At 47.0% G+C, this 23,676-nt stretch carries 18 protein-coding genes; 6 read left to right on the top strand and 12 right to left on the bottom strand.

Features of this window, described 5'->3' with window-relative positions:
• Positions 1–90 precede the first annotated feature (90 nt).
• Together QUB77_RS10900 and QUB77_RS10895 are read left to right on the top strand one after the other, a co-directional pair.
• Positions 91–2,427 carry a polysaccharide biosynthesis tyrosine autokinase gene (locus QUB77_RS10900; RefSeq protein ID WP_333173807.1) on the top strand — a complete coding sequence of 779 codons (2,337 nt, stop codon included), beginning with the start codon at positions 91–93 and terminating at the stop codon, positions 2,425–2,427.
• A gap of 322 nt (positions 2,428–2,749) precedes the next feature.
• Entirely contained in the window at positions 2,750–3,115 is a 366-nt protein-coding gene (locus QUB77_RS10895) for a response regulator transcription factor (protein ID WP_039886668.1), read from the top strand.
• A gap of 65 nt (positions 3,116–3,180) precedes the next feature.
• Here the strand turns inward: QUB77_RS10895 and QUB77_RS10890 are convergent, their stop codons facing one another.
• From QUB77_RS10890 to QUB77_RS10865, 6 genes are all read right to left on the bottom strand, one after another.
• Positions 3,181–3,678 carry a hypothetical protein gene (locus QUB77_RS10890; RefSeq protein WP_333173805.1) on the bottom strand — a complete coding sequence of 166 codons (498 nt, stop codon included), beginning with the start codon at positions 3,676–3,678 and terminating at the stop codon, positions 3,181–3,183.
• A gap of 335 nt (positions 3,679–4,013) precedes the next feature.
• The gene (locus tag QUB77_RS10885; RefSeq protein WP_333173803.1) at positions 4,014–6,932 is read right to left on the bottom strand and encodes a response regulator; all 2,919 of its coding nucleotides are present in this window, start codon (positions 6,930–6,932) and stop codon (positions 4,014–4,016) included.
• Positions 6,933–7,339: 407 nt separating this feature from the next.
• Positions 7,340–8,815 (bottom strand): ATP-binding protein, encoded by a 1,476-nt coding sequence (locus QUB77_RS10880; RefSeq protein WP_333173800.1) that lies wholly within the window; start codon positions 8,813–8,815, stop codon positions 7,340–7,342.
• 180 nt (positions 8,816–8,995) lie between these two features.
• Positions 8,996–9,457, bottom strand: coding sequence for a response regulator (locus QUB77_RS10875; protein WP_333173798.1), 462 nt, complete (start codon positions 9,455–9,457; stop codon positions 8,996–8,998).
• The gene (locus QUB77_RS10870; RefSeq protein WP_333173795.1) at positions 9,420–11,378 is read right to left on the bottom strand and encodes a CHASE3 domain-containing protein; all 1,959 of its coding nucleotides are present in this window, start codon (positions 11,376–11,378) and stop codon (positions 9,420–9,422) included. Before QUB77_RS10870 ends, QUB77_RS10875 begins: the two co-directional genes overlap by 38 nt.
• Before the next feature lie 725 nt (positions 11,379–12,103).
• Positions 12,104–13,309: a 4-hydroxy-3-methylbut-2-enyl diphosphate reductase gene (locus QUB77_RS10865; protein WP_333173792.1), complete on the bottom strand. Its 1,206-nt coding sequence runs from the start codon at positions 13,307–13,309 to the stop codon at positions 12,104–12,106.
• A gap of 92 nt (positions 13,310–13,401) precedes the next feature.
• Here QUB77_RS10865 and QUB77_RS10860 point away from each other — a divergent pair, with 92 nt between their 5' ends.
• Complete coding sequence (locus QUB77_RS10860; RefSeq protein WP_333173789.1) at positions 13,402–13,875, top strand: GxxExxY protein; 474 nt, start codon at positions 13,402–13,404, stop codon at positions 13,873–13,875.
• 138 nt (positions 13,876–14,013) lie between these two features.
• Here QUB77_RS10860 and QUB77_RS10855 read toward each other — a convergent pair whose 3' ends face one another.
• Both QUB77_RS10855 and QUB77_RS10850 read right to left on the bottom strand, forming a co-directional pair.
• Complete coding sequence (locus QUB77_RS10855; protein ID WP_333173786.1) at positions 14,014–15,453, bottom strand: ammonium transporter; 1,440 nt, start codon at positions 15,451–15,453, stop codon at positions 14,014–14,016.
• A gap of 456 nt (positions 15,454–15,909) precedes the next feature.
• Positions 15,910–16,827, bottom strand: a complete 918-nt coding sequence (locus tag QUB77_RS10850) for an SGNH/GDSL hydrolase family protein (RefSeq protein WP_333173785.1) — start codon at positions 16,825–16,827, stop codon at positions 15,910–15,912.
• Between the two features lie 282 nt (positions 16,828–17,109).
• On the opposite strand from QUB77_RS10850, the gene QUB77_RS10845 reads away from it, so the two are divergent.
• Positions 17,110–17,712 carry an IS607 family transposase gene (locus QUB77_RS10845; RefSeq protein ID WP_333173783.1) on the top strand — a complete coding sequence of 201 codons (603 nt, stop codon included), beginning with the start codon at positions 17,110–17,112 and terminating at the stop codon, positions 17,710–17,712.
• 422 nt (positions 17,713–18,134) lie between these two features.
• Here the strand turns inward: QUB77_RS10845 and QUB77_RS10840 are convergent, their stop codons facing one another.
• Positions 18,135–19,736, bottom strand: coding sequence for an ammonium transporter (locus QUB77_RS10840; protein WP_333173781.1), 1,602 nt, complete (start codon positions 19,734–19,736; stop codon positions 18,135–18,137).
• A gap of 83 nt (positions 19,737–19,819) precedes the next feature.
• A complete protein-coding gene (purE, locus tag QUB77_RS10835) occupies positions 19,820–20,341 on the bottom strand; it encodes a 5-(carboxyamino)imidazole ribonucleotide mutase (RefSeq protein WP_333173777.1) in 522 nt (173 codons plus the stop codon).
• 234 nt (positions 20,342–20,575) lie between these two features.
• Here purE and nagA point away from each other — a divergent pair, with 234 nt between their 5' ends.
• Complete coding sequence (gene nagA / locus QUB77_RS10830) at positions 20,576–21,805, top strand: N-acetylglucosamine-6-phosphate deacetylase (RefSeq protein ID WP_333173775.1); 1,230 nt, start codon at positions 20,576–20,578, stop codon at positions 21,803–21,805.
• A 73-nt stretch (positions 21,806–21,878) separates the two neighbouring features.
• Here nagA and QUB77_RS10825 read toward each other — a convergent pair whose 3' ends face one another.
• Positions 21,879–22,193 carry a hypothetical protein gene (locus QUB77_RS10825; RefSeq protein WP_333323016.1) on the bottom strand — a complete coding sequence of 105 codons (315 nt, stop codon included), beginning with the start codon at positions 22,191–22,193 and terminating at the stop codon, positions 21,879–21,881.
• A gap of 83 nt (positions 22,194–22,276) precedes the next feature.
• The gene (locus QUB77_RS10820) at positions 22,277–22,609 is read right to left on the bottom strand and encodes a hypothetical protein (RefSeq protein ID WP_333173769.1); all 333 of its coding nucleotides are present in this window, start codon (positions 22,607–22,609) and stop codon (positions 22,277–22,279) included.
• Positions 22,610–22,936: 327 nt separating this feature from the next.
• On the opposite strand from QUB77_RS10820, the gene bchM reads away from it, so the two are divergent.
• Complete coding sequence (gene bchM / locus QUB77_RS10815) at positions 22,937–23,623, top strand: magnesium protoporphyrin IX methyltransferase (RefSeq protein WP_333173767.1); 687 nt, start codon at positions 22,937–22,939, stop codon at positions 23,621–23,623.
• The last annotated feature ends 53 nt before the right edge of the window (positions 23,624–23,676 follow it).

Below are 23,676 nucleotides of genomic sequence, written 5' to 3'. Positions count from 1 at the left end.
AACTAAACAATAAGATTACCCAACCGCGACCTGGCCGCTTCAAAAATATCAACCTCAAAAATATCAACCTCAAAAATACCCTGGCGGAATATGGATAGCAGACAAGATTACCAACCCTTCACACCCAAATCGAATGGCAAACTGCCGGAGTTATCTGCTCAGAACTACAGAGATCACTTCGTAGAGGAGAGAGAAGAAGAAAAGCTAGACTTGTCCTGGCTCTTAGGCGTCGTGCGCCGTCGATTCCTGGTTATGGCTGCAGCCACCATTGCTTTGAGCGCCCTGGCAGGAACAGCGATTGTCGCCACTTCTAAAAGCATAACGGTCGAGTATGAAGGCTCCTTTTCCCTGTTAGTAGAACCAGCCACGGCTGAAGGTTTGCAATCCAAACAATTAAACAACACCCAATCGACCGACTTAGCAAGAATTAATATAGAAGGAATTAGCCTACTAGACTACGAAACCCAAATTAGGATTTTGCGAAGTCCCAAAATGATGCAGCCAGTGATTGAGGAATTGCGGGCTTCGTATCCCAAAATGAACTATAGCGAACTGATCTCAAAAATGTCGATCCAGCGCATTAGCTACACGAAAGACGGCAAACAGCAAGGCACAAAAATTTTACAAGTTAGCTACCAAGATTCCGACCGAAAAAAAATTTACCGCGTATTGGAAAAAATTTCTAAAGCTTATCTAGATTACAGCTTGCAGCAACGGCTGATGGGCATTAATCAAGGTATTAAATTTATAGATAGGGAGATGCCCAAGCTCCGAGAAAGAGTGGAAGTTCTGCAGCTGCAAGTCCAAAGACTGCGACAGCAGAGCAACTTGTTTGAACCTCAGATGGAGGGAAAATCTCTGTCGGAACAAGTTCAAAGCATTCGGGGCAAGCAAGTAGAAATTAGAGTTCAGCTAAAAGGGATGCGAAACCTCTACCAAAGCTATGAAAAATTACTCAACGAAAATAATCCCCAGGGGCTGCTGATGACCCAAGGACAAGCTTACGCCGGACTCTTAGGTCAAATTCAGAGAATAGACTCGGAATTGTCATTAAAATTAGCTCAGTACAGAGAAGACAGTTTGCCAGTTTTAGCGCTGCGAAAAAGTCGGGAAGAACTGATTTTAACCGCCACCCAACAAGCAAGAGAAGTGGTGATGGGAAATTTAGAGACCCAAATCAAAGAAGTTGAAGCGCGCGATCGCGAAATGACAGCTTTGCAAAATGCTCTCAACCAAAAAATTAGAAACTTTTCAGTCACAACCAGACAATACGACAATTTACAGCGGGAACTGCAAGTAGTTACTAAGAGTTTTTCGGACTTCTTGGCAAAACGAGAAGCCTTGCGGATCGATGCAGCTCAGCAGCAAATACCCTGGGTGCTGATAAATCCTCCCGAAATTCCGCTAGACAAATTTGGCAAGCCTCTAACAGCTACCGTCAAACAAACCAGAAAACAGTTAGCGCTGGCAGTAATTTTAAGCAGTTTGCTAGGCATAGCAGTCGGCTTGCTCGTAGAGGTATTAAATACTGTGTTCCACACTCCAGAATCACTGAGAATTGCTACAAGATTGCCAATCATCGGGGTGATTCCGTTTACCAAAAAAGTTAAGCGCCGACCGCCTGCTAGACAGAGAAAACTAACATCGGCTCGATCGAACTCGAAAGTGGAAGTAGTCGAATCGGTCGAAGCTAGACCTACTGATCCGATGAGCGGGAGATCAAGTATTTTGAGCGACTTGGACTATCATTTTTTAGAAGCATTTCGATCGCTATACACGAACATTCACTTGCTGAGTGCAGGCACGGCAATTCGATCGCTCTTAGTCGGCTCAGCCTTAGCCGGAGACGGCAAATCTACAGTAGCTTTGCACCTGGCAGCCACAGCAGCAGCAGTCGGACAGCGAGTATTGTTAGTAGATGCAGATTTGCGCTGCCCGCAACTGCACGCTAAGTTAGGACTGCCAAACGTGCGTGGCCTGGGCGATGCCATCTCCACTGATCTGAGCCTCAACGACGCAATTCAACGAGCCCCAAACCAAGAAAATTTGTTCGTACTCACCGCAGGCCAAATTCCCCCCGATCCGATCAAGCTTCTTTCTTCCAAAAAAATGCAGTATCTGATGGAGCAATTTCAAGCATTTTTTGACTTAGTAATTTATGACACCCCGCCACTAGCAGGCTTAGCAGACACCCACTTGATCGCAGCTCACACAGACGCTACGATTATGGTCGTCCAAATTGGGCAAACAGACCGATCGCAAGTTCGCAAAGTTTTAGAAGAATTAAAATTTTCTGGAGCTTCCGTCTTGGGAATCGTTGCTAATGGCTGCAAAAACACCGGTCACAGCTACCGTCAGCGCCCCGTCGTTTTAGACACGCTCTACGACCAAAAATTATCGGCTTTAGGTACGAAAAATCCTAATTAGACAAATGTTGATGCAGACGGCCGAGCGCCGCCGTCCTCAACGGGAAACACACCACCAAGCTATACCCTGATTTTTTGATAATAGTACCATTTGAGAAAGAAAATGATAGACTAACGGACATAGCCTCGTGTGTCAACCGAGATTGCGCGGATCTTTAAATTTTGCGGGAATTACTCAGAAAATGATTGAGAAATCAGCAAAAGTGGGTAAACTACATTTAGCAGAGCGCAATCTCAATCAGGAAAAGACACCTTTGAAGGTGAACGTTAGTGTAAACGTTAATGAGAACGTTTCAACCCAGAAACTTGGTAGGGATTATTCTATGAGTACAGTTATGGTTGTTGATGATAGCGTCACTCTGCGGGAGATGATCGCCGACTTGCTCAAAGGTAGAGGACTCAACGTCACAGTAGCGAGTGATGGCGTAGAAGCTCTAGAGCAAATCAAGGCTAACCGCCCAGATTTAGTCGTTCTGGATATCGTGATGCCCCGGATGAACGGCTACGAAGTCTGTCGCCGGCTCAAAAGCGACCCAAAAACCCAAAATTTGCCGGTGGTAATGTGTTCGAGCAAAAGCGAAGAGTTCGATCGCTATTGGGGAATGAAACAAGGAGCCGACGCTTACATCGCCAAGCCATTTCACCCACAGGAATTGGTCGGCACTATTAAGCAACTGCTGCGGGGTTGAAGTAGAGGAATAGGGACAGGAAAAAATTGTCTTGAGCGCTTATTATTTCTGTTCCCGCAGCCTCTCTAAACTACTCGATTGACAATAGTCCAAACATCCCCGTCCGAGCGCACGTAGGGAACAGTAATACTCTTAAAACCAGTAATAAAAGGCTTGTAATAAACCTGCCAGTAGCTGGGACTAATTTGGTCGGCGATAGCTTTGAGTCCCTTCACTTCCGCCGCCAGTTCCGCCGCCAGTTCATTAATCCGTTCCGCGTGTCCGTGAGCGAGCAATCTTCCTTCTTCAACTTGCTGCTCCATCGGAGTGATTCTTTGCAACTTTACCGACTGCTGCTGTTTCTGACTCAGTTGAGCAGACAGAGCCGCGATCGCGTCATCTATACCCTTGACTTCTGCCGACACTTGTGCTTTTTCCCTCGCGTGACGCCGATAAGCATCGGCGATCGCTTGGGGCGAATCACCGGCTGGGACAGCATCGGCAATAGTAAGCTGCTGGCGTTCCAGTCGCAATTCCTCTATTTGAGAGTAAATTGCCTCTATATCTGTCTGAATTTTGTCCACCTAATTACCGCGTGGTTGTTGGATATTTTAGCATATTAACACAAACCACTCACCTAATCGGCATACAAATTGCATATTTTAGGCTGGCTAGAAGCAAGGTTCCACAAGAAGAAGTTAAATAGTTTGAAAAATACAAATTTTTATATTTCTCAGGTGAGCGATTCTGTCGATATCCAGTCGGGTTAATCAGGTCGTATCCGGTAAAATTAGCATTATATATTTGTAGTCAGGAATGCAAGTACGAGCGAGTTTTACGAGGATTAAAGTCGTCACTACAAACACAATTCCTAATTCCCAATTTTCAATTACCAATTCCCAATTATTAAGATAATTTTTTAAGTTGTTAGCCCTTGCTGCCTCAACTGGACTATAGTCTCTACCAAGACATCGGGTTGCACAGGTTTAGACAGATGTCGGTCAAAACCCGCAGTAAAAGCACGATCGCGGTCTTCATCCCTAGCATAAGCCGTCAGAGCGATCGCCCAAAATTTCCCTGTCTGAGTGTTCAAAGAACGCAGCCTTCGTAGCAGCGAATAGCCGTCTTCCTGCGGCATTCCGATATCGCTGACCAAAACATCCGGTCCAAACTGCGAAGCCACCTCAAACGCCTCAGCAGCAGACGATGCAGCCCTGACAGCGGCCCCGGAATCTGCCAAGACAAACCTCATAAATTCCCGCGAATCAACCTCGTCATCAACCAGCAAAATCTTAACTCCCAGTAAATTACCAGCGCCAGCCAAAACCTGCGCTTCCTCGCAGGCGATCGAATTTACCTGCAGCGAAGGGAGACGGAAAGTAAAAGTCGATCCCCTATCCAGTCCCGGACTGCTCGCCCAAACCGTGCCGCCGTGGAGTTCCACCAACTGCCGGACGATCGCCAGACCCAGCCCCAAACCGCTATAATTGCGAGTAATCGTAGCATCCGCTTGGCGGAAAGACTCAAACACGTAAGGCAAAAAATTCGGTGCAACCCCAATTCCCGTGTCGGTAACAGCCAGCTCAACCTCCGAATCAACTCGCTGTAGCCGGATTTCAACTCGCCCCCCGCGCGGCGTAAACTTAATCGCATTCGTCAGCAAATTCCAAATTACTTGCTGCAAGCGGCCAGGGTCTCCTGATACCCAAAATCTCGGATTTAACTGAGATTGAGGATTGCCAGAAACCTTCCCAAGCTGGGAAAATTCAGCAGTCTCTAAGCCCAAATCTCCAATTGCAAACCGCAAATTGATCGACTTAGCATCGGCAGCCAACCGCACCGTATTCAGCGCTCCTTCCACCAGGGAAATCAAATTTACCGCACAAGGATTCAAAGTCAACTTGCCGCGAATAATGCGCGAAATATCCAGCAAATCATCAATCAATTGAGTTTGCAATTTAGCATTTCGCTCGATCGTTTCTAAAGCCCGCCCCGTAGCAGCCGGATTAAAATTGCGTTGCTGCAGCAGTTGCGCCCAGCCCAAAATCGCGTTTAAGGGCGAGCGCAACTCATGAGAAAGAGTTGCCAAAAACTCATCTTTCATGCGATTTGCTTGCTGAGATTCCTCGTAAAGTCGGGCATTGTCGATCGCCCCCGACACCGCCTGGGCCAACTGCATTAAAATAGTTTCATCATCTTCGGCAAACTCCCCCTCATACTTGTCCGACAACTGAATCAATCCCAGAGTTCTGCCGTCCCGAGTCGTCAGCGGTACAGCCAGCCACCCCCGCATCGGCGGGTGCTTACCCGCAGCCTTGCCGAACCCCCGCCAGGCCGGGTGAGCCTCTAACTCGCTTTGAGTCATTCGCATCGCCTGTTGGTGCTGGCAAACTTGTTGGTAAATGCCCGTACCGTCTGGCTCTTCGCAGTAATCTTGCCACGCGGCGTATTTTTCTGACATGGAAAACTTGCTAATTCCCGCATCCCAGTTGGCGCCAGGGTTGAGGTTGACCGCTACCTGGTGGACTTCCAGAATTTGGCGGGCGCTATCGGCAGCTAACTGAAGTATTTCTGCCACCGACAGCGTGGAGTTGATAGCTACTGACGCGGAGGTTAACTTTTGCAGGCGGTGCAAATAGGACCGCTCGCGCGCCAACGCCCGCTCGCGGTCGTATTCTAACTGTTTGCGATCCGTAATGTCGATCGCCACCCCCGACAGCCGAAGGGGTGTACCGGATGCGTCAAAAACCACTCGCCCTTTGTCGTGAAGCCAAATCACTGAGCCGTCGGGTCGCACTTTGCGGTATTCCGACTCGTAAACTCCAGGGTCGGTGAGTGCGGCATCCAAATCTGCCAAAAACCTTTCGCGGTCTTCTGGATGCACCGCATTCTTTTTTTGCTCAAAAGTACCAAAGGTGCTGTCTGGGCCCAAACCCATCTGTGTTTCGGCATTGGACGAACGGCGGACTTCCCCCGATGCCACATCCCAGGTAAAAGCGATCATGTTAGCTGCTTCTAGAGCAAAGCGCAAATTTTCCTCGCTTTCTTGCACCCGGGCTGCCGATAATTTACGATCGGTAATATCCCAAACCACGCCGATCGATCGCACGGATTTACCTGTATCATCATCAAAAAACTTGCCCCTACCCGCGATCCAGTGCAAGCTGCCGTCGGGCCAAATGACTCTAAATTCGTATTGGTATTCTATTTTGTTTTCTAAAGCCAAGGCAACAGCCCCGGCGATCGAGGCTTGGTCATCCTGGTGAATGCAGGCAAAAAACGCTTCATAAGTTCCCGGAAAACTGCCTTTTTCCAACCCGAATAACAGTTCGTGTCCCTCAGACCAAACGACCTCGCCAGTTAATACATTCCAATCCCAAGTTCCCATTTTCGAGGCTTCGATCGCCAATCTCAGCCTTTCCTCTGAAATTGCCAACTGCGCCGACGTTTTCGCGTAGTTCTCGCGCAACTGCTGTTTTTTCAAGCTTTCGCCCACGGCCCCCGCCAGCCGCTTGAAGTGCCGCCCTTTGAATACGTAATCGCTCAAACCCGCTTTCATAGCTTCGACTGCCACTTGTTCGCTGCCGCTGTCTGTACACATAATTACCGGACAATTTGGGTAGCGGCTTTGAACTTTGTGGAGAATAGTTAATCCGTCGCTCCAGTGAAGTTGGTAGTCGGTAATTACTATGTCAAAACCCCCGGCGGTCAGGATTTGTTCGAGTGTTGGGATATCAATAACCGACTTAATTTCTAAATCGGGAAAAGTTTTCCTCAGTTCTCGATCTATCATCAGGCGATCGTTCGGGTTGTCGTCGATTAACAGAATAGAAAGCATGGGGCTTTTATTTTTTGTATTGGCGCAAACATTCTTTGATCTAAGAATATGTTATTAAGCACTCTCGATAGTTTGAATATTTACTTATCTGGTTAATTAGACTTGCAAATAAGTTGATTGTATTTGCTTGTATTTTATTATATCTTACAGCTTGTAATATTCTCAACCAGCCTTTTAGGAGCGCCGCCCACAAGCAAATTAATTAAGTGGTTGTAGAACTGGTCAGAAAGCCTGCTCAGCCGGGAACGGTACAAGAACTCACTTAACTCTTACTATACTACTTTTTTATTATGTGTTGTGGTGTGAGGAAGCGGTTTGATTGATTCTTTCAGCTACAGCAGAATCTTGCTGTTAAAAACCTCTTCCCTGGAACCTCATCTGTAAAATCCATTGCCGAGCTTCCTTATTCAACAATCGCACTTGCGTAATTTTACCCAGAATCGGGTACCGATTCCCAGAGTCGATTCCAGCCCGATCGCACCGCCCATCCGATCGACTCCTTTGTTCGCTATCGCCAGCCCAATTCCCGTCCCTGGATACACTTCTTGACCGTGCAGGCGATCGAACAACCCAAAAATTCTATCATGAAATTTTTCGGCAATACCAATGCCGTTATCTTCTACCCAAAGATAGATATATTCCTCCTCAGCTTCTGCATAAACTCGCACCTGGGGAGCTATCCCAGGCTGCATAAACTTAAGAGCATTGGAGAGCAAGTTAGCCAAGACTTGCAGCAGCGTAGGAGGATGTGCCCACACCGCAGGTAGCGGTTCGACAACCGTTATCCGAGCTTTTTTTTGGGCAATTTCCGCCTCTAGTTGCGCGATCGAGCGATCCACAATTAAATTAAGAGACACTGCTTTTAGTGGCAAGTTAGCTTTGCTGAGGCGGCTGTACTCTAGCAAATTTTCGATTAAAGTATTCATCAGAGTTGCAGCGTCATTAATCCGATACAAGTAATCCTGGGCGGTAGAATCCAACTCGCTGGTTCTATCTTGGAGCAACATTTCAGCAAAAAACGAAATTCCCCGCAGAGGAGCGCGCAAGTCGTGAGAAACTGAATAGGTAAACGATTCTAGCTGTGCGTTAACTTCTTCTAACTCAGCAGTACGCTCTCTCACCCGCTCTTCCAAAGTTTCATTAAATTCCCGCAAAGCAAGTTCAGCCTGTTTGAGTTCCGTAATGTCTTCCACCAATCCGTCGATCGTACTTTCACCTTCTGCACTGTAGAGATATTGAGTAAACCGAATCCATTTTACTCGACCGTCTGCCAAAGGAAATGTAATTTCGATATTTTGAGACCGAGACTCCCCTGAATCTAGGGGTTGCACAAACAATTGCTGCAGATAAATGTCTTGGACATCTGCTAAATTGCTGGCATCAAACAAGCGCAAAAAAGCTTGATTGCTTTCCAAAAGCTGCCCCTGGGAACTCGCTCGAAAAACTCCGACATTTAAGCGTTCTAGCAGAGAATGAAGTTGGTTTTCCAGTCGGGCGACTCGTTCCCAGGCTGCAACTCTATCGAGTACGCCGCGAACCGCAACGCGAAGGCGGACGTAATGCTTCGGCGACTTGATAATATAGTCCTCCAAGCCTGCTTTCATCGCCTCTACAGCAATTTCTTCGTTGCCAGTATTCGTAAACATTATAATCGGGCATTCTGGATAACGGGATTTAAAAGTTTTAAGAACATCTATACCGTTCGTCCAGCGTAGTTGGTAATCGGTAATTACCAGATGGAATCCGCCTCGATTCAGTGCTTCACCCAATAATGTATTGTCAGAAATTTCCGTTATTTGCAATTGCGAGAATTGCCGCTCTAACTCGCGTTTGACGAGCAGCCGATCCGTTGGGTTGTCGTCAATTACCAGAATATGTACCACTTTAACAATTTATAATTTGGCTGTTAGCTAGAGTGCCGATCGATCACTTTTAATAAAAATGTTGGAGGTTGCCCTTTTAAAATAAAAAATGACGCGCTTCCTCACTAAAAACTTAATTCACTCGTTACCAGAAACAGCCTGGTAACGAGGAAACAAGCAATAAAAATCGGTAAACAGCCACTACAAACCACGAAATTCTCTCGGTTCCGGCAGTTCGGTATAGTTGAGCCAATACTCCCTAAAACTCTGCATCATCTCCAATAAAGAAGCAAACCCGACTGGTTTAACTAAATAAGAATTTACCCCTAAATCGTAAGCTCGCTTGACATCAGGTGTTTGCCTAGAAGAAGTAAGCATAACCACCGGCAAGCGTTTTAGTTCTGGCTGCTGCCTCAGCCAAACCAGAACTTCGTGACCGGATCGTCTGGGCAATTTCAAATCTAGTAAAATTATCGCAGGTAAAGGATAGCGCTCGCGATCGCTGTATTCTCCGTCCCCATTTAAATAAAAAACCGCTGCATCTCCATCTCGGACAATTTGCAGCGAAGTATTAGCAAAAGTCTCATTGCGAAATGCCCGCTGCATCAATAGAATATCAACGGGGTTATCTTCCACCAGCAAAATCGTCTGCGTTTGCGTCATACTTCCTCAGTTCTATCCAAAATCGACTGCCTTGTCCTAATTGAGATTCCACGCCTACTTGACCGCCCATGCGATCGACTCCTTTTTTTACAATAGCTAATCCTATACCAGTTCCGGGGTAGGATTCGATACCGTGCAGCCGTTCAAAAACCCGAAAAATGCGTTTTTGATGTTCTGGAGCAATACCGATGCCGTTGTCTTCTACCCACAGACGGATTATGTGGACTGGCAATAGGCAACTGGCAATCAGTAACTGGGAATGCTCCCACTGCCCCACTGTTCCCCTTTCCAATTCTCCCGCTGTCTCGCTGTCTGTTTCTCCCTCTTGAGGCAGCTCAAGTTCCTCGGTCCATATCTGCACTTGGGGTGGTGCGCCTTCCACAAATTTTATAGCATTGGTGAGCAGATTTGCGATTACTTGAACTAAAGTAACGCGGTGCGCAATTACCGCAGGCAAGGGCGATTGAACACTGATTTGAGCGTGCATGGATTGAGTGTCAGCTTTTACCATAGCAATTGCCTCGGCCACAGCAGATTCTACGTCTACAACTTGCAGCGATAAATCAGTGCGGCTCAGGCGGCTGTAAGCTAGCAAATCTTGGATTAATTTTTCTAGTTGTTGGCCAGAATTAACAATTTGCTGGGCGTATTCTTGACCAAGTTCGTCGAGAATGTCACGGTAATCTTCTAATAAAGCTTCAGCCAATCCCTGCATTCCCCGCAGGGGAGCACGCAAATCGTGGGCTACGGTATAGGTGAAAGCTTCTAATTCTTCGTTAGCTGCTTGAAGTTGATTGGTGCGGAGTTCTACTCGCCGTTCTAAGGTAGCGTTGAGCATCCGAATTTCCGCTTCTGCTTGTTTGCGCGCAGTTATGTCAAGGGCGGTACTAATTACTAGACTTCTGCCGTCGGAAAGCTGGCCTAAAGGTGCGGAATAAAACTCCCAAATTCGAGTTTCGCCGCTGGCTGTGGAAATCATATATTCGCCTTCAGAAATGCGGGCGTTTAAACGGTGCAGCCGATCGATATCTGCTTGCACTAGCGATTTGCGATTGTGGTAAGCTTTTTCTGTCCAATCTTCTATTGTGGGAATTTCTGAGTATTCGTACCCTGAGAGTTCTGTCCAAACGCAGTTAATTTGCAAAATTTCTCCGTTTTCAGCGTGCAGCATAATTGGCAGCGGTGCGTTGAGAATGGCGCTGCGGAAACGTTCTTCGGTTAATTGTAGGGAGTGGCGATCGTGTTCTAACTGTTCTAACAGTTGATTTTGCTTGATTTCGGCATTATCGCGCAAAGTTCGATCGCGCTTCACCAAATAGTAAACCAACAGCATCAACAGGAAATTTACTAAACTCGCAACGGTAAAACTCAGGATTGTCAAATTAGCGCTTTTTTTAGATTCGCGGGCGCGCTGCTGCAATAGCTGAGTTTCTTCGGCAGTCATGGTGGCTATCTGCTGCCGAATGTCCCCCATGATTTGCTTTCCCCTATTGGTTTTTATTTGCCGCACGGCTGCTGCTAAGTTTTGTTGGCGTCGCAGATTGAGGGTTCCTTCAAGTTCGGCTAATTTAGAGTCTATCGCAATTTTCAAGTCGCGCATCCGCTGTTGCTGCCGGTTGTTGTCGGCGGTTAGCTGCTGCAATCCGACTACTTGTTGGTTGATGCGGGCGATCGCGCTGTGATAGGGTTCTAAATACCGTTCTTCTCCCGTAAGCAAATAACCGCGCTGTCCGGTTTCAGCATCTTTTAAGGTAGAAAGCGTGGCTTCGAGTTCGGTTAAAACTCGGTGAGTGTGGCCCACCCAGCGTTCGTTTTCGACTAACTTAAGAGTATTGCGGTAGGAAGTTGCCGCATTTAAAATTAGCAGCGCCACGGCCATTCCAATACCTGCGGTGATTTGGGGAGTCAGCGATTGTTTCATGAAATAGTCGGCACGCGAGTCCTGCTTTTTTCTTTATTTTAGCTAAATTCCCACTACCCGAATTTTTGGCGCTGGCAGGCACCCAAAGCCTATAAATTTAAGGCTCAAATGTGCGATCGATCTTGTGTTTAGTTTAGCCTCGCTCTTCCTCGCATCCCTCTTAAGTCGGAGATGCAATATATCGCTCTCTTGCGTTTCGTGGTTCAGGGAGACACCTGACAATCTAGGATAGCCTGCAAAGCTTAATTCGCCTTTTTTTGTATCGAGTTTTGTATCGTTCGTGTTCCTTGGGCAGTTTCAAATTGTGGCGTAAAGAAAAGAGTTTTTACCTATTGACAGCAGTTGATTTTTGGGGTATATTTTAGATAATGGGAGTGGTAAGACAAAAATTAATTTTGCCACTATTCCCATTATTAAATAATACATTATCGTTATGCCCAAGTCAAGCTTTTTACCCCAAAAAAAAGGCGAATTTTTAATATCTTATTTAAAAAATAATCTTTTAGAAGCAGGGAGAAATTCACAGAGGCGATGACGCGGGTGAATAGTATCAGAAATCAGAAATGCGAGCGATCGGGTAATTGGGGAGAATTAATGGATTGAAATTAGTTTAACATCGCAATTATATCTTTTTGCGAGCGAGCGTCTCAATCGCACTCGCAAAGAGACACTCGCCCTGCACTGATGAAAATTATAATTCCGAGTGCAGTGCGGAAACAATATAATTACACAACAGCAGCAGCTTTCATTGCGAAAATGCGATCGATCGCATCTTCAACAACCTTATCAGGCGTAGAAGCACCCGAAGTCACGCCGACTACAATTTTACCCTCCGGTAGCCAACCTTCAGTTACGATCAAATCGGCCCCCAAGGGCTTGTGTTCGATCCGATTTCCCGATAAAATGCGCTCCGCAGAATCAATGTGATAAGAAGGAACACTTTTGTCGATCGCAATTTCCTGCAAATGCGTAGTATTAGAAGAATTAAAACCCCCAATCACCAGCATCAAATCCAACTTTTCCTCAACCAAACTCAACATGGCATCTTGGCGTTCCTGAGTCGCATCGCAGATAGTATTAAAACTCTGAAAATGCTCATTCAAATTTTCAGGCCCAAACTTCCGCATCATCGTTTTTTCAAATAACTTGCCAATGTTTTCTGTCTCAGTTTTGAGCATAGTAGTTTGGTTAGCAATACCAACACTTTCCAAATCCACATCGGGATCAAAACCAGCAGAATAAGCCTTGCTAAATTTAGCAAGAAACTCATCGCGGTCGCCCCCATGCAAGATATAATTGCTGACATATTCAGCTTCCTGAAAATTCAATACAATCAAATACTTATCAGCAAAAGAACTCGTAGCAACAGTTTCCTCATGCTTGTATTGACCGTGAATAATCGAAGTATAATTCCTCTTTTTGTGCTTTTCAACAGTATTCCAAACCTTAGAAACCCAAGGACAAGTAGTATCAACAATCTTGCAGCCCTTATCATTAAGCAACTGCATTTCTTGGACACTTGCCCCAAAAGCTGGTAAAATTACCACATCGCCGCTATCGACAACCGAAAAATTTTTTTGTCCCTTCTCAACAGAAATAAAACCAACTTCCATATCCCGCAAATGCTGATTTACAGACGGATTGTGAATAATCTCATTAGTAATCCAAATCCGTTCGGTTGGGAAATGCTGGCGAGTCTCGTAAGCAATAGCTACAGCGCGTTCCACCCCCCAGCAAAAGCCAAAAGCCTCAGCCAGCCGGATCGTAACTGCGCCTCGTTCTAGCCTGTAATTATTGTCGCGAATTTGCTGGATCAGACTGCTTTGATAAGCCGTCTGCATCACCCCAGCTACCTCAGCTTCGTGTCCGAAACCCTTGCGGTGGTAGTTTTCAGACTGTTGGAGCGATCTTTTAAAAGCTTTAGTATCCATGCGGTATCGAGTTGAAATCTAGGTTAATTACCTTTGATTTTAGAATGCTTGGGGTGCGATCGTGATTATTGGCTCAGTAGCGAAGAGGCGATATGCTATTTATACGATCGACACATGAGGGGGAAGAAGGAATCAACCGCGAAGACGCGAAGAACGCGAAGGAAGAAGAAAGAGCAATGAGACAATTGGGCGAACACCTAGAACAGTTGGCTTATAGAGTGATTGGGGCGGCTATTGAGGTGCATCGGCTTTTGGGGCCAGGATTTTTAGAATCAGTGTATCAGGAATCCTTGGAAGTTGAATTTCGGATGCGGGGGATACCTTGGCAGCCTAAAAAGCCCGTAGCAATCACCTACAAAGGTCATCAAGTCGGCGAAGGTCAATTAGACTTTATGGTTGGCGATATCCTCATTGTCGAACTAAAAGCTGTAGAAAAGCTAGCTCCCATCCACGAAGCCCAAGTTATTTCTTATGTTAAAATGACCAAAAACAGCTTGAGCCTTCTCCTCAACTTCAACGTTCCCATCCTCAAAGAAGGCATCAAACGGATCATACTCTCATCTTAACCCTTCTTCCTCCTCCTTCTTCCTTTTCCTTCTTCGCGCTCTTCGCGCCTTCGCGGTTCGTTAAAAAAAACTTAAAAAAAGCCTAGAGACCCAGATAACTGAGTCTCTGCACGATCGAACTCCCACAAAAAATCAGCTTCAAATCCTCTTAGGCGCAAAAGGAGAACCCGATTCAAACGAACTGAAACCGCCGGCAAAATCCTCACCGTAAGCTTCTTCCCCGTGCAGGTCAATATCCAAACCTTTGTCTTCAGCAGATGTCGGCACTCGCAGTTCCATAAACTGTTCCAAAATTTTCAGGATCACAAAAGTGCCGACAGCCGCAAACACGTAAGTAGCTAGAACGCCTACAAACTGGGTCACGATTAGCCCCGGATTCCCGGCAAACAGACCGTCATTTCCGGCAGCGTTCACGGCTTTAGTTGCAAATACCCCAGTCAGCAGCGCCCCTACAGTCCCGCCGAGGCCGTGAACTGGGAAGGTATCTAAAGAGTCGTCAAATCCCAGCTTAGCTCGCAAGCTAACGCCAAAGAAGCAACAAACGGAAGTGATCGATCCGATCAACAGCGCCCCTACTGGCAGCACGAATCCAGCCGCAGGTGTGATGCCCACCAATCCCGCTAGGAAACCGCTAGCAATTCCCACTGCTGTCGGTTTACCTCTGAGCACCCATTCCACAATTGTCCAAGTTAAGCCGCCGGCTGCGGTAGAAATCATGGTGGTGACAAATGCAACGGTTGCTAAGGAACCAGAACCCAAGGCGCTACCGCCGTTGAAGCCAAACCAGCCGAACCACAGCAGCCCAATTCCCAGCAAGACGTAGGGTACGTTGTGGGGGGTGTGGGGCTTGTTCAAGTGGTCTTTGCGGGGCCCGATCAGCCAAGCTGCGACTACGGCTGATACGCCGGAACTGATGTGCACGACGGTGCCGCCTGCAAAGTCGAGAGCTCCCATCGCCCCCAGCCAGCCTCTACCCCAAACCCAGTGGGCTAAAGGAGAGTAGATGAAGGTAGACCACAGCAGCACGAACCAGAAATAGGTTTTAAATGTTACCCGTTCGACGATCGCCCCGGAAATCAAGGCTGGAGTGATGATGGCGAACATCATCTGGTAAACCATGAAGACTTGGTGCGGTATTGTCGGTGCGTAGCCGATCGGATCTGGTGTGTCCGCCGTGACTTTGTTCAAGAACATCCAATCGAAGCCGCCGATGAAGCTTTCAAACCCTTGGGCAAACCCTTTATCATTGAGGTTGCCGGGGGTGACATCAAAAGCCAAACTATAACCCCACAGCGTCCAAGTGACGCCGATCAGTCCCATCATGACTAAGCTCATCATCATGGTGTTGAGGACGTTGCGCGATCGCACCAGTCCCCCGTAGAAAAATGCCAGCCCCGGTGTCATCAGCAATACCAATGCTGATGACACCAACATCCAGGCCGTATCGCCCGTGTTGATCGGATTGGACACCACCGCCGCAGCAGTACCAGCGGCATCTTGAGCTAAGGCATTGTCCGTTAGCGGTACGCTTAACAGCCACAGCGCGAGGATGCCGATCGTTAAACTTTTTTTGATCACGTTAGTTGTACCTTTTCATACTCAGCAATTTTCCGGGAAGACCGAGCCGATTTTAGATGCGAGGATTTTAGATGCAATAGTTATTTGGTTTTAAGTCCCTGTTTTAGCGGAACAAATCTTCAATAGATAATTCCCCAATCCTCAACTCCCCGACTTCGTATAGCCGGACTCATCTAAATTCTTCAACTCTCAATCCAATGGTCTATGCCTTTTGGATTGCACCATTTGTACCAACAGTTATTCTGTATCACCCTATACTAAATAGCTAAGTATCATATTTCTTAATCTATCCGTGGATACTTGACATAGCCCGTGACAACACAGTAATCAGGGAGGGGGAGTTGAGGAAATGGCAAGAGTTGTGAGTTGGGGAGAGTGGGAGGAGGAGAGGGGGAGAGTTGGGGAGAATGTTACTTTATCGTTGATGTTTCTAACTAACGACTAAGGACTCATAACTCATGACTCATTTTTCAACTGCATCTGATCGAACAGTTGCAGGGCCGATCGCCAAACCAGATAACCTTGATCGTTAAGGTGCAAGCCGTCTGTGCTGAGTTCAGTTGACAAATTGCCGTCAGCATCCGCAAACAGCGGGTACAAATCCAGATACAAAACATTTTCCGAACTAGCAATTTCTTTGAGCCGTCGATTTATTGCCCTAATCCGACTGTTAGGAATCGCCAACAGCCGATCGCGATTTTCCCAAGTAGCTTGTTCCCCGCTGTGCGGCAAAATCGACTGAACAACCACTTGTGCTTTGGGGTGAGCCCACCGCAAATCGCGAATAATCTGCCGCTGGTTGTCCAAAATCCCTTCGTCGGTGCTTCCCCGCAACAAATCGTTAATCCCAATCATCACAAACACCGTATCCGGCGCAGTTCTATCGAACAACTGCAAGCGCTTCAGCAAACCCACGGAAGTCTCTCCCGAAATCCCTTGATTCAGCCAAATTCGATCGACTGGTAACAGCTTGGTCGGGAACCACATACTTAGAGAATCCCCAGCCAAAACACTCAGTCTTGAGGGTCTATTCGCAGCCGCCGCCTCAGCTTCGCGACCCAACTGCGTCACCCACTGCTGGTAAGTCCATTTATGTCGCGGTCCTGGAACGGGCACGTCTAGCACTGCCTTTGCAGAGATGACCGATTGGCCAATTTGTTCCTGGGCCGCTTCTGCCGTCACCGCATCATTCGCCTGGAAGCTTTCTGTCAAGTTGTGTCCCCTGCCGAGTAGTTGAGCGACTGTAAGTATCAGTACCCCGTTCGTCACCAAAGATAGCAAAGCCCAAACCGGAACAGCTTTCGATCGGCTAACTTCCATCCCTAAGAGGGATTTATGAGTTCTACTTCTGCTACCTCCTCCAAACTTCTCCATAAACTCAAGCTATTTGCAGGCCTCACACCGAATAATTTGCACTGATTGCTGCATCAAATTTTACCGCTCAATTAAAGCCTCAATTCTTGTAATAATCAAGCACTGTGCTGTGTTGGGCAAGGGCGGCGATGCAGAACTTTGCTTTTTCGGACTACTTTACCATAAAAAATCTGCCTACCAAACTTTCTGGCACCGGAATCGGATTTGTCAAAGCCACTGCTGTGCACAAAAATATATCTAAAACTTACCGAAATTACCCATTTCTGATGCTAAAATCCAAAAATGAAAAAATTAACCATAACTGAAGCAGCCAAAATTAAAGGTGTGAGTGCTTCCACCTTACGCAGGTGGGAAGCCGAAGGCAAGCTAATACCGGAACGCACCGCTAACGGTCACAGACGCTATGACCTAGCTCATCTTCTCGGCTTAAAACGCGAGGGCGCTTTAACCGTTGCTTACGCTCGGGTTAGCAGTCACAACCAAAAAGATGATTTAGACAGACAAAAACAAGTTTTGGAATTGTTTTGTGCATCTCAGGGGTGGCAATTCCAAATCATTGATGATATAGGTTCTGGGGTTAATTACAGTAAGGGGGGTTTACAACATCTAATTCTGGCGATCGCCGACAATCAAGTAGAAAGGTTGGTATTAACTCACAAAGACAGACTGCTGAGATTTGGTTCGGAACTAATTTTTAATTTGTGCGAACACTTTGGGACAGAGGTAGTGATTATAAATCAAACCGAAAATACTAGCTGTGACGAGGATTTAGCTAAAGATTTACTAGAAATAATCACTGTTGTCTCCGCCCGCCTTAATGGCAGCAGGAATCCAAAGAACAAGCGCCTCGTTGAAGAACTGAAAGCAATTGCCGATAAACTCTAATCAATACACGTGTTTGCAAAGTTCCGTTAGTTACAAATTCTCAATTCCCAATTATCAATTATCGGCGCACATCTCATGCAATCGAAAACTACTATATATGTAAGGCGTTGCATAATAGCGGCATGATTTTGATGTTTTTGTCGGATGGGCCCCTGAGCCAGAAGGCGTGTATTTTCACAGCAGGCGGGACACCCCACAAAAATCATCCTCAAATTGTGCAACGCCATATGTCAGCCCTTAAAACTCAACTAAACATAAAATTATGCCCGCGTTCGCATCGAAGATTGAAACGCGAGCACAACGATAGACAGCCATAAGTAGGCGGATTTCAGATTGTGGTTTTTCTGAATAAAGGCGTGAATTAGCCGATAAATAGCTAATCTAGGCCACGAAAGCTGAAGTGATCGAGCCCTTCGCACGCTCTACAGTTTGGTAGTCCTCCCCCCAGAAGCCCCACCATAACCGCCGTAGCTGGTTTCACTTCTGTTATCCAAGCTCGTTTCCTTCACAAAACCGGTGTAAGCTTCCATCCCGTGTTCGCCGATATCCAAACCTTCAGCTTCCTCTAAAGCAGAAACGCGGATACCAAGCAAAGCTTTGAGTGCCATCCAAAAAATCGTACTCAGCAGCACGGTCATCCCGCCTACAGAGATAATGCCGACCAACTGCGCCCAGAGTTGACCGAAACCACCGCCCACAAGCAATCCGGCTGCCGGGCCTGCGGTATAAATTCCTGTTCCAGGCCCGTCAGCAAACAGCCCAACTGCCAGAGTTCCCCAGATGCCGCAGACTAAGTGAACTGAAGTTGCTCCTACAGGGTCGTCAATTTTCAAGTTGTCGAAGAAAGTTACTGCGAAAACTACCAGGATACCGGCGATCGTGCCGATAATGGCAGAGTTGGGCACGTTGATCCAAGCACAGCTAGCTGTTACCCCGACTAAGCCGGCGAGGATGCCGTTGATAATCATGGAAAGGTCGGGTTTGCCCAGGTACAGCCAAGCAGTAATGGTTGCAGCAATTCCCCCGAAGGCGCCGCCGGTGTTGGTGGTGATGGCAATGTGGGCGATCGCATTTGGATCGACTGCCATTGTCGAACCGGGATTAAACCCGAACCAACCCAACCACAAAATCAAACAGCCTAGGGTGGCAATACTCATATTGTGCCCCGGCATCGCCACAGTATCGCCGTCGCGGTACTTGCCGATCCGCGGCCCCAACAATGCTGCTCCCATCAAAGCAGCCCAACCGCCTACCGAGTGAACCACTGTCGAACCTGCAAAATCCCAGAAGCCTGCGTCTGCCAGCCAGCCTCCGCCCCAAATCCAGTGTCCGGTAATTGGGTAAGCAATGCCTACTAACAGCAAGCTGAAAATTAAGAATTCAAGGAATTTAATTCGCTCTGCAACGGCTCCCGAAACGATCGTGGCAGCAGTTCCCGCAAAAACTAATTGGAAAAAGAATTTAGCGTTAAGAGGCACTCCTGTCCAGTTTAATGAGCTGAAAATGCCTTGATAAGCGTCCCCTGTGGCGGGGCTGTTGTCAGCTACGTTCCACAGGAAAAATCCGCCGCTGGTGCCGATAAAACCGTTGCCGTCGCTGAACATTAACGCAAAGCCGATCGCCCAATATGCGATCGTAGAAAGCGCAAAAACAATCAAGTTTTTGGACAGCACGTTAACCGCATTTTTTTGGCGACAAAACCCGGTTTCCAACATACCGAAACCGGCGTTCATAAAGAACACTACCATCCCAGCCACCATGACCCACATGGTATCCATGCCCACCTTAAGGCTTGCTAATTGTTCCTCGGTGGTTGGCGTGGCAGGGGTTTGGGCTACCGCCGCATATCCCCACACCAAGACGATGATTGCTGCTATTGGTATGCAGGCTTGCCAACTTGGAGTGAGGCGGGCGATCGCCCTTTGTAATTTCTTCAACCTGTTGACTTTCGTAAAAAATTTAGCTGCGGGCAAATTTAAAGCCTCCCGCCTGACTTGTTTCGACTTTTTCTTTCCGACAGTCATTTTAATCACTTTTACCCTCTTTACGGCTAGTAAGCTCAGCAATATTCGGAAAACTTTCCAATCTTACTACAAAAGTTTATGGATTATTTGTTGAGATGGAGATAGTTATGATAGCCTAGCTCTTCTAGTTGATTTTGTTTTTTCAGTACAGATTCGGACAAAGTTTTGCGGTAATGCAAGACTCGCTCTAGCAATTCCGGCTGATGAGCTGCCAGTATCTGAACTGCCAGCAAGCCAGCATTCTTAGCGTTGCCGATCCCCACTGTTGCTACGGGTATCCCGGCGGGCATTTGCACGATCGAGTACAGCGAATCTACCCCTTGCAGGTGGCGGCTCGGTACAGGCACCCCAATTACGGGCAAGGGCGTTAAAGATGCTACCATACCCGGAAGGTGCGCAGCTCCCCCTGCTCCTGCGATAATGACTTTCAAGCCTCGTTGGTGCGCGGTTTGGGCGTATTCCACCATGCGCTCAGGGGTGCGGTGCGCCGAGACTATCGCCACGGAGCAAGCAACACTAAATTCTTCGCAAACTGCGATCGCATCTTTCATGGTTGGCAAATCCGAATCGCTACCCATGATAATTCCAACTGTCGCTTGATTCATAAAATTTTCAGATTTGAGATTTCAGATAAATGCTAATTTTAAATGATTGCGTTAACTCCAATTTAGATATTTTGTACCCAAACTGACCCTTAAAAGCAATTTTGCCACCAGCCCCCGTCTGAGCAGCCCTGGAGCAACCAAAAAGCAAAAAGCTCCCCCTCCTCATCGCCAGCCACCGGATTTATCCGTAGCGAATATTAAATCTAAAATCTAAAATCTAAAATCTAAAATCGGATGACTGAAGCCACAACCCCACCTGCCGCCCGCACAGATATTCTCAATGTTCGCCTCCCCGGTTGCAAGGATTTGCAGATGCTTGCTGTTGACGAAATGGGCATCATTCAAGAAGTTTGCCCCATGGACGCCGTATTTAAACGGATTTGTCCTCCCGATTTGCAAGTGCTTGATGTAGCAGGCGATTGGCTTTCTCTAGGCGGTGTTGACTTGCAGATTAACGGCGCCCTTGGTTTTGCTTTTCCCGATTTAGAAAGCAAACATATTGAAATTTTGCCGAAAATTTGTCAATTTTTGTGGAATCAGGGAGTCGATGCTTTTGTGCCGACTTTGGTGACAACTTCACTGGATAAGTTTAGGCGATCGCTCTCGACTATAGCTGATTATATCCGCACTGTACAAACCGCTGCTCCCGCAACAATTCAACCCAAAACAGCGGAAATTCTCGGTGTTCACCTTGAAGGCCCTTTTCTCAACCCCCAGAAGCGAGGAGCTCACCCAGTTGAGTTTTTATTACCGCTAACTATAGAAAATGTCAAGCAAGTTTTAGGAGATTGTGCCGATATTGTCAAAATAATTACTTTAGCGCCGGAGTTAGACAGCACTGGCGAAGTCATTCGCTATTTGCAAAGTTTGGGAATTTCGGTGAGCCTCGGACACTCCCAAGCGACGGCAGAGCAAGCCCAAAAAGCATTTGAGCGGGGAGCTTCGATGGTAACTCACGCTTTTAATGCAATGCCGAGTTTGCACCACCGAGAACCGGGTTTGTTGGGAGCGGCGATTGTTTATCCGGGCGTAAAATGCGGTTTAATTGCTGACGGGAAGCACGTTTCTCCGACAATGATTGATTTTTTGCTGCGGGCTGGTAGGTATGAAAAAGGCGTTTTTTTAGTGAGTGATGCTTTGGCTCCTTTGGGTTTGCCTGACGGTGTTTATCCTTGGGATTCCCGACAAATTGAAGTCAGAAAAGGTACAGCGTGGGTAAGATTAGATTACCACTCGGCCCTGGAATCTGCTACTTTGGCGGGTACAACTCTGCCGCTGTTGGCGGGAGTGCAGAATTTGGTGGAGTGGGAAATTTGCGATGCCGAAAGTGCGATCGCCCTGGCAACGGAATCTCCAAGAAGGGCGATCGGAATTTCAGGAATTATTGGCAAATCGGCAACTCAATTGTTGCGCTGGAATTTAAATGCGGCGACAAAGGAATTGACTTGGCATCGGTTGTTTTAAGTGTTGTCAGATCGATCGTGTTTCGTTGATTTGTTCTTCCTTCTTCCTTCTTCCTTATTCGTTCTGCTATGCGCTAAGCACTGGTGACAGCAATTCGATGTTCTCGGCAAGTTCGATCGTAAATATTGTTTAATTCCACAGCCAAGCAAATCTCGCCCCGCAGCCACAGCGGTAAAGCAGGAAGCGCGCAGCCCACAGCCAGTTTTTCCTGCCAAATATCGAGGCATTGGTTGCCGTCTCGCTCGAGCGGTCGATAAGCTGTAGCATAGAGGTCAGCGTCGAAGGGCAAAGCACTTCCTCCCGCCAGACGGGCTAACAATTCATTATGAAGATTCGCCTTCCTTCCCGTTACAACATCAACTATTACCAACCCAATTCCCTGCCGCAAATACGTCTCGCACTTAGAAACAAAAGCATCGCGATGAGTTGAACGATATTTGTTTGCAGGACTTACTAATTCAATTGCATCGGCTAATACCGGGCCCCCTTCAGTGTAAAAATACTGACTTGCACGATTTCCGCCGTAGATAAAAAAGGCACGGTTTGGGCTGGCGGTGGCAACCAATTGTTTGGGCAATCTATTGGCAAACGAATTACCGTCTCTGGGTTCTCCAACTCCGGTAACGATTCCTCAAAAGCTGCTACATCAATTTCAATCCCAAACTGTACGTTAGGTTCGGCAAAGTAACCTTCTGGTAATTTGGCATTCAAATCTGATGCAATATAAGTCGCCCAGGCATTGTGAAAGGCGTGCCAGTGACGGCACACCGACAGCGGCGGGCGAAAATGATCTTGTAGCACCATATTTTTAAAAGTTAGGGCTGATTAAAATTATCGATCGAATGGGCGATCGGCTACAACTCGGTTTTTATTGAATTAGTTTCTCAATTCGGGATTGTTCGAGTTGCGATCGCCCGTATCAATAAATCTAACTCAATTTAATTGGGTGGGGAATGTCAATCGATTTTAGATTTTAGATTTTAGATTTTAGATTAAAGGATTGAAAATTGAAGAACTGACCCCACTGATAAATCCGGGGGCCCCGGACTAAATTACTTTCGGTCAACACTAACTGCCGCTGCGGCTTTATAATATTTAACCGTTGGCAATAACTCAGCAGCAGGCAGACTAATGAATTTGGTAGACGACAAGACTATAGTTAGACAGTATTTTAACTCGACGGGATTCGATCGCTGGCAGCGAATTTACGGCGAGGGCCAAGTCAATAAAGTTCAGCTAGACATCCGCACCGGGCACCAGAAAACGGTGGATACAGTCATCGAATGGCTGAAAGCTGACGGCAATTTACCCGGGCTTTGTGTCTGCGATGCCGGTTGCGGTGTGGGATCTCTGAGCATTCCTCTGGCTGACGCTGGGGCAATTGTTTGCGCTAGCGATATCTCTGAAAAGATGGTAGCAGAAGCTTACGATCGATCGACAGCAGTTCCCGGCAAGCTCTACAACATCTCCTTCGCCGCCCAAGATTTGGAAGCTTTAACGGGCAAATTTCACACAGTGATTTGTTTGGACGTGCTAATCCACTATCCTCAAAATAAGGCTGCAGAAATGATCGCACACCTAAGTTCGATCGCCGAATCGCGGCTAATTCTTAGTTTTGCACCCAAAACTTTAGCACTCACCGCCCTTAAAAAAATTGGTGAACTTTTCCCCGGCCCAAGCAAAACTACCCGGGCTTACCAGCACCGCGAAGCTGATATTATCAAAATCCTAGAAAACAATGGTTTTGTTATTAACAGAACAGCGATGACTAGCACTAGCTTTTACTATTCTCGCTTGCTGGAAGCTGTGCGGAAATAAGTTAAAAATATCTGCAACTTCTGAATCCCCTTTAGATCGTTTATTGGCTAAGT

Origin of the sequence: Microcoleus sp. AT9b-C3 (genome assembly GCF_036705485.1) — a bacterium.
Taxonomy (GTDB): Bacteria; Cyanobacteriota; Cyanobacteriia; order Cyanobacteriales; family Microcoleaceae; genus Microcoleus.
This window is presented reverse-complemented; position numbering and strand designations above follow the sequence as displayed.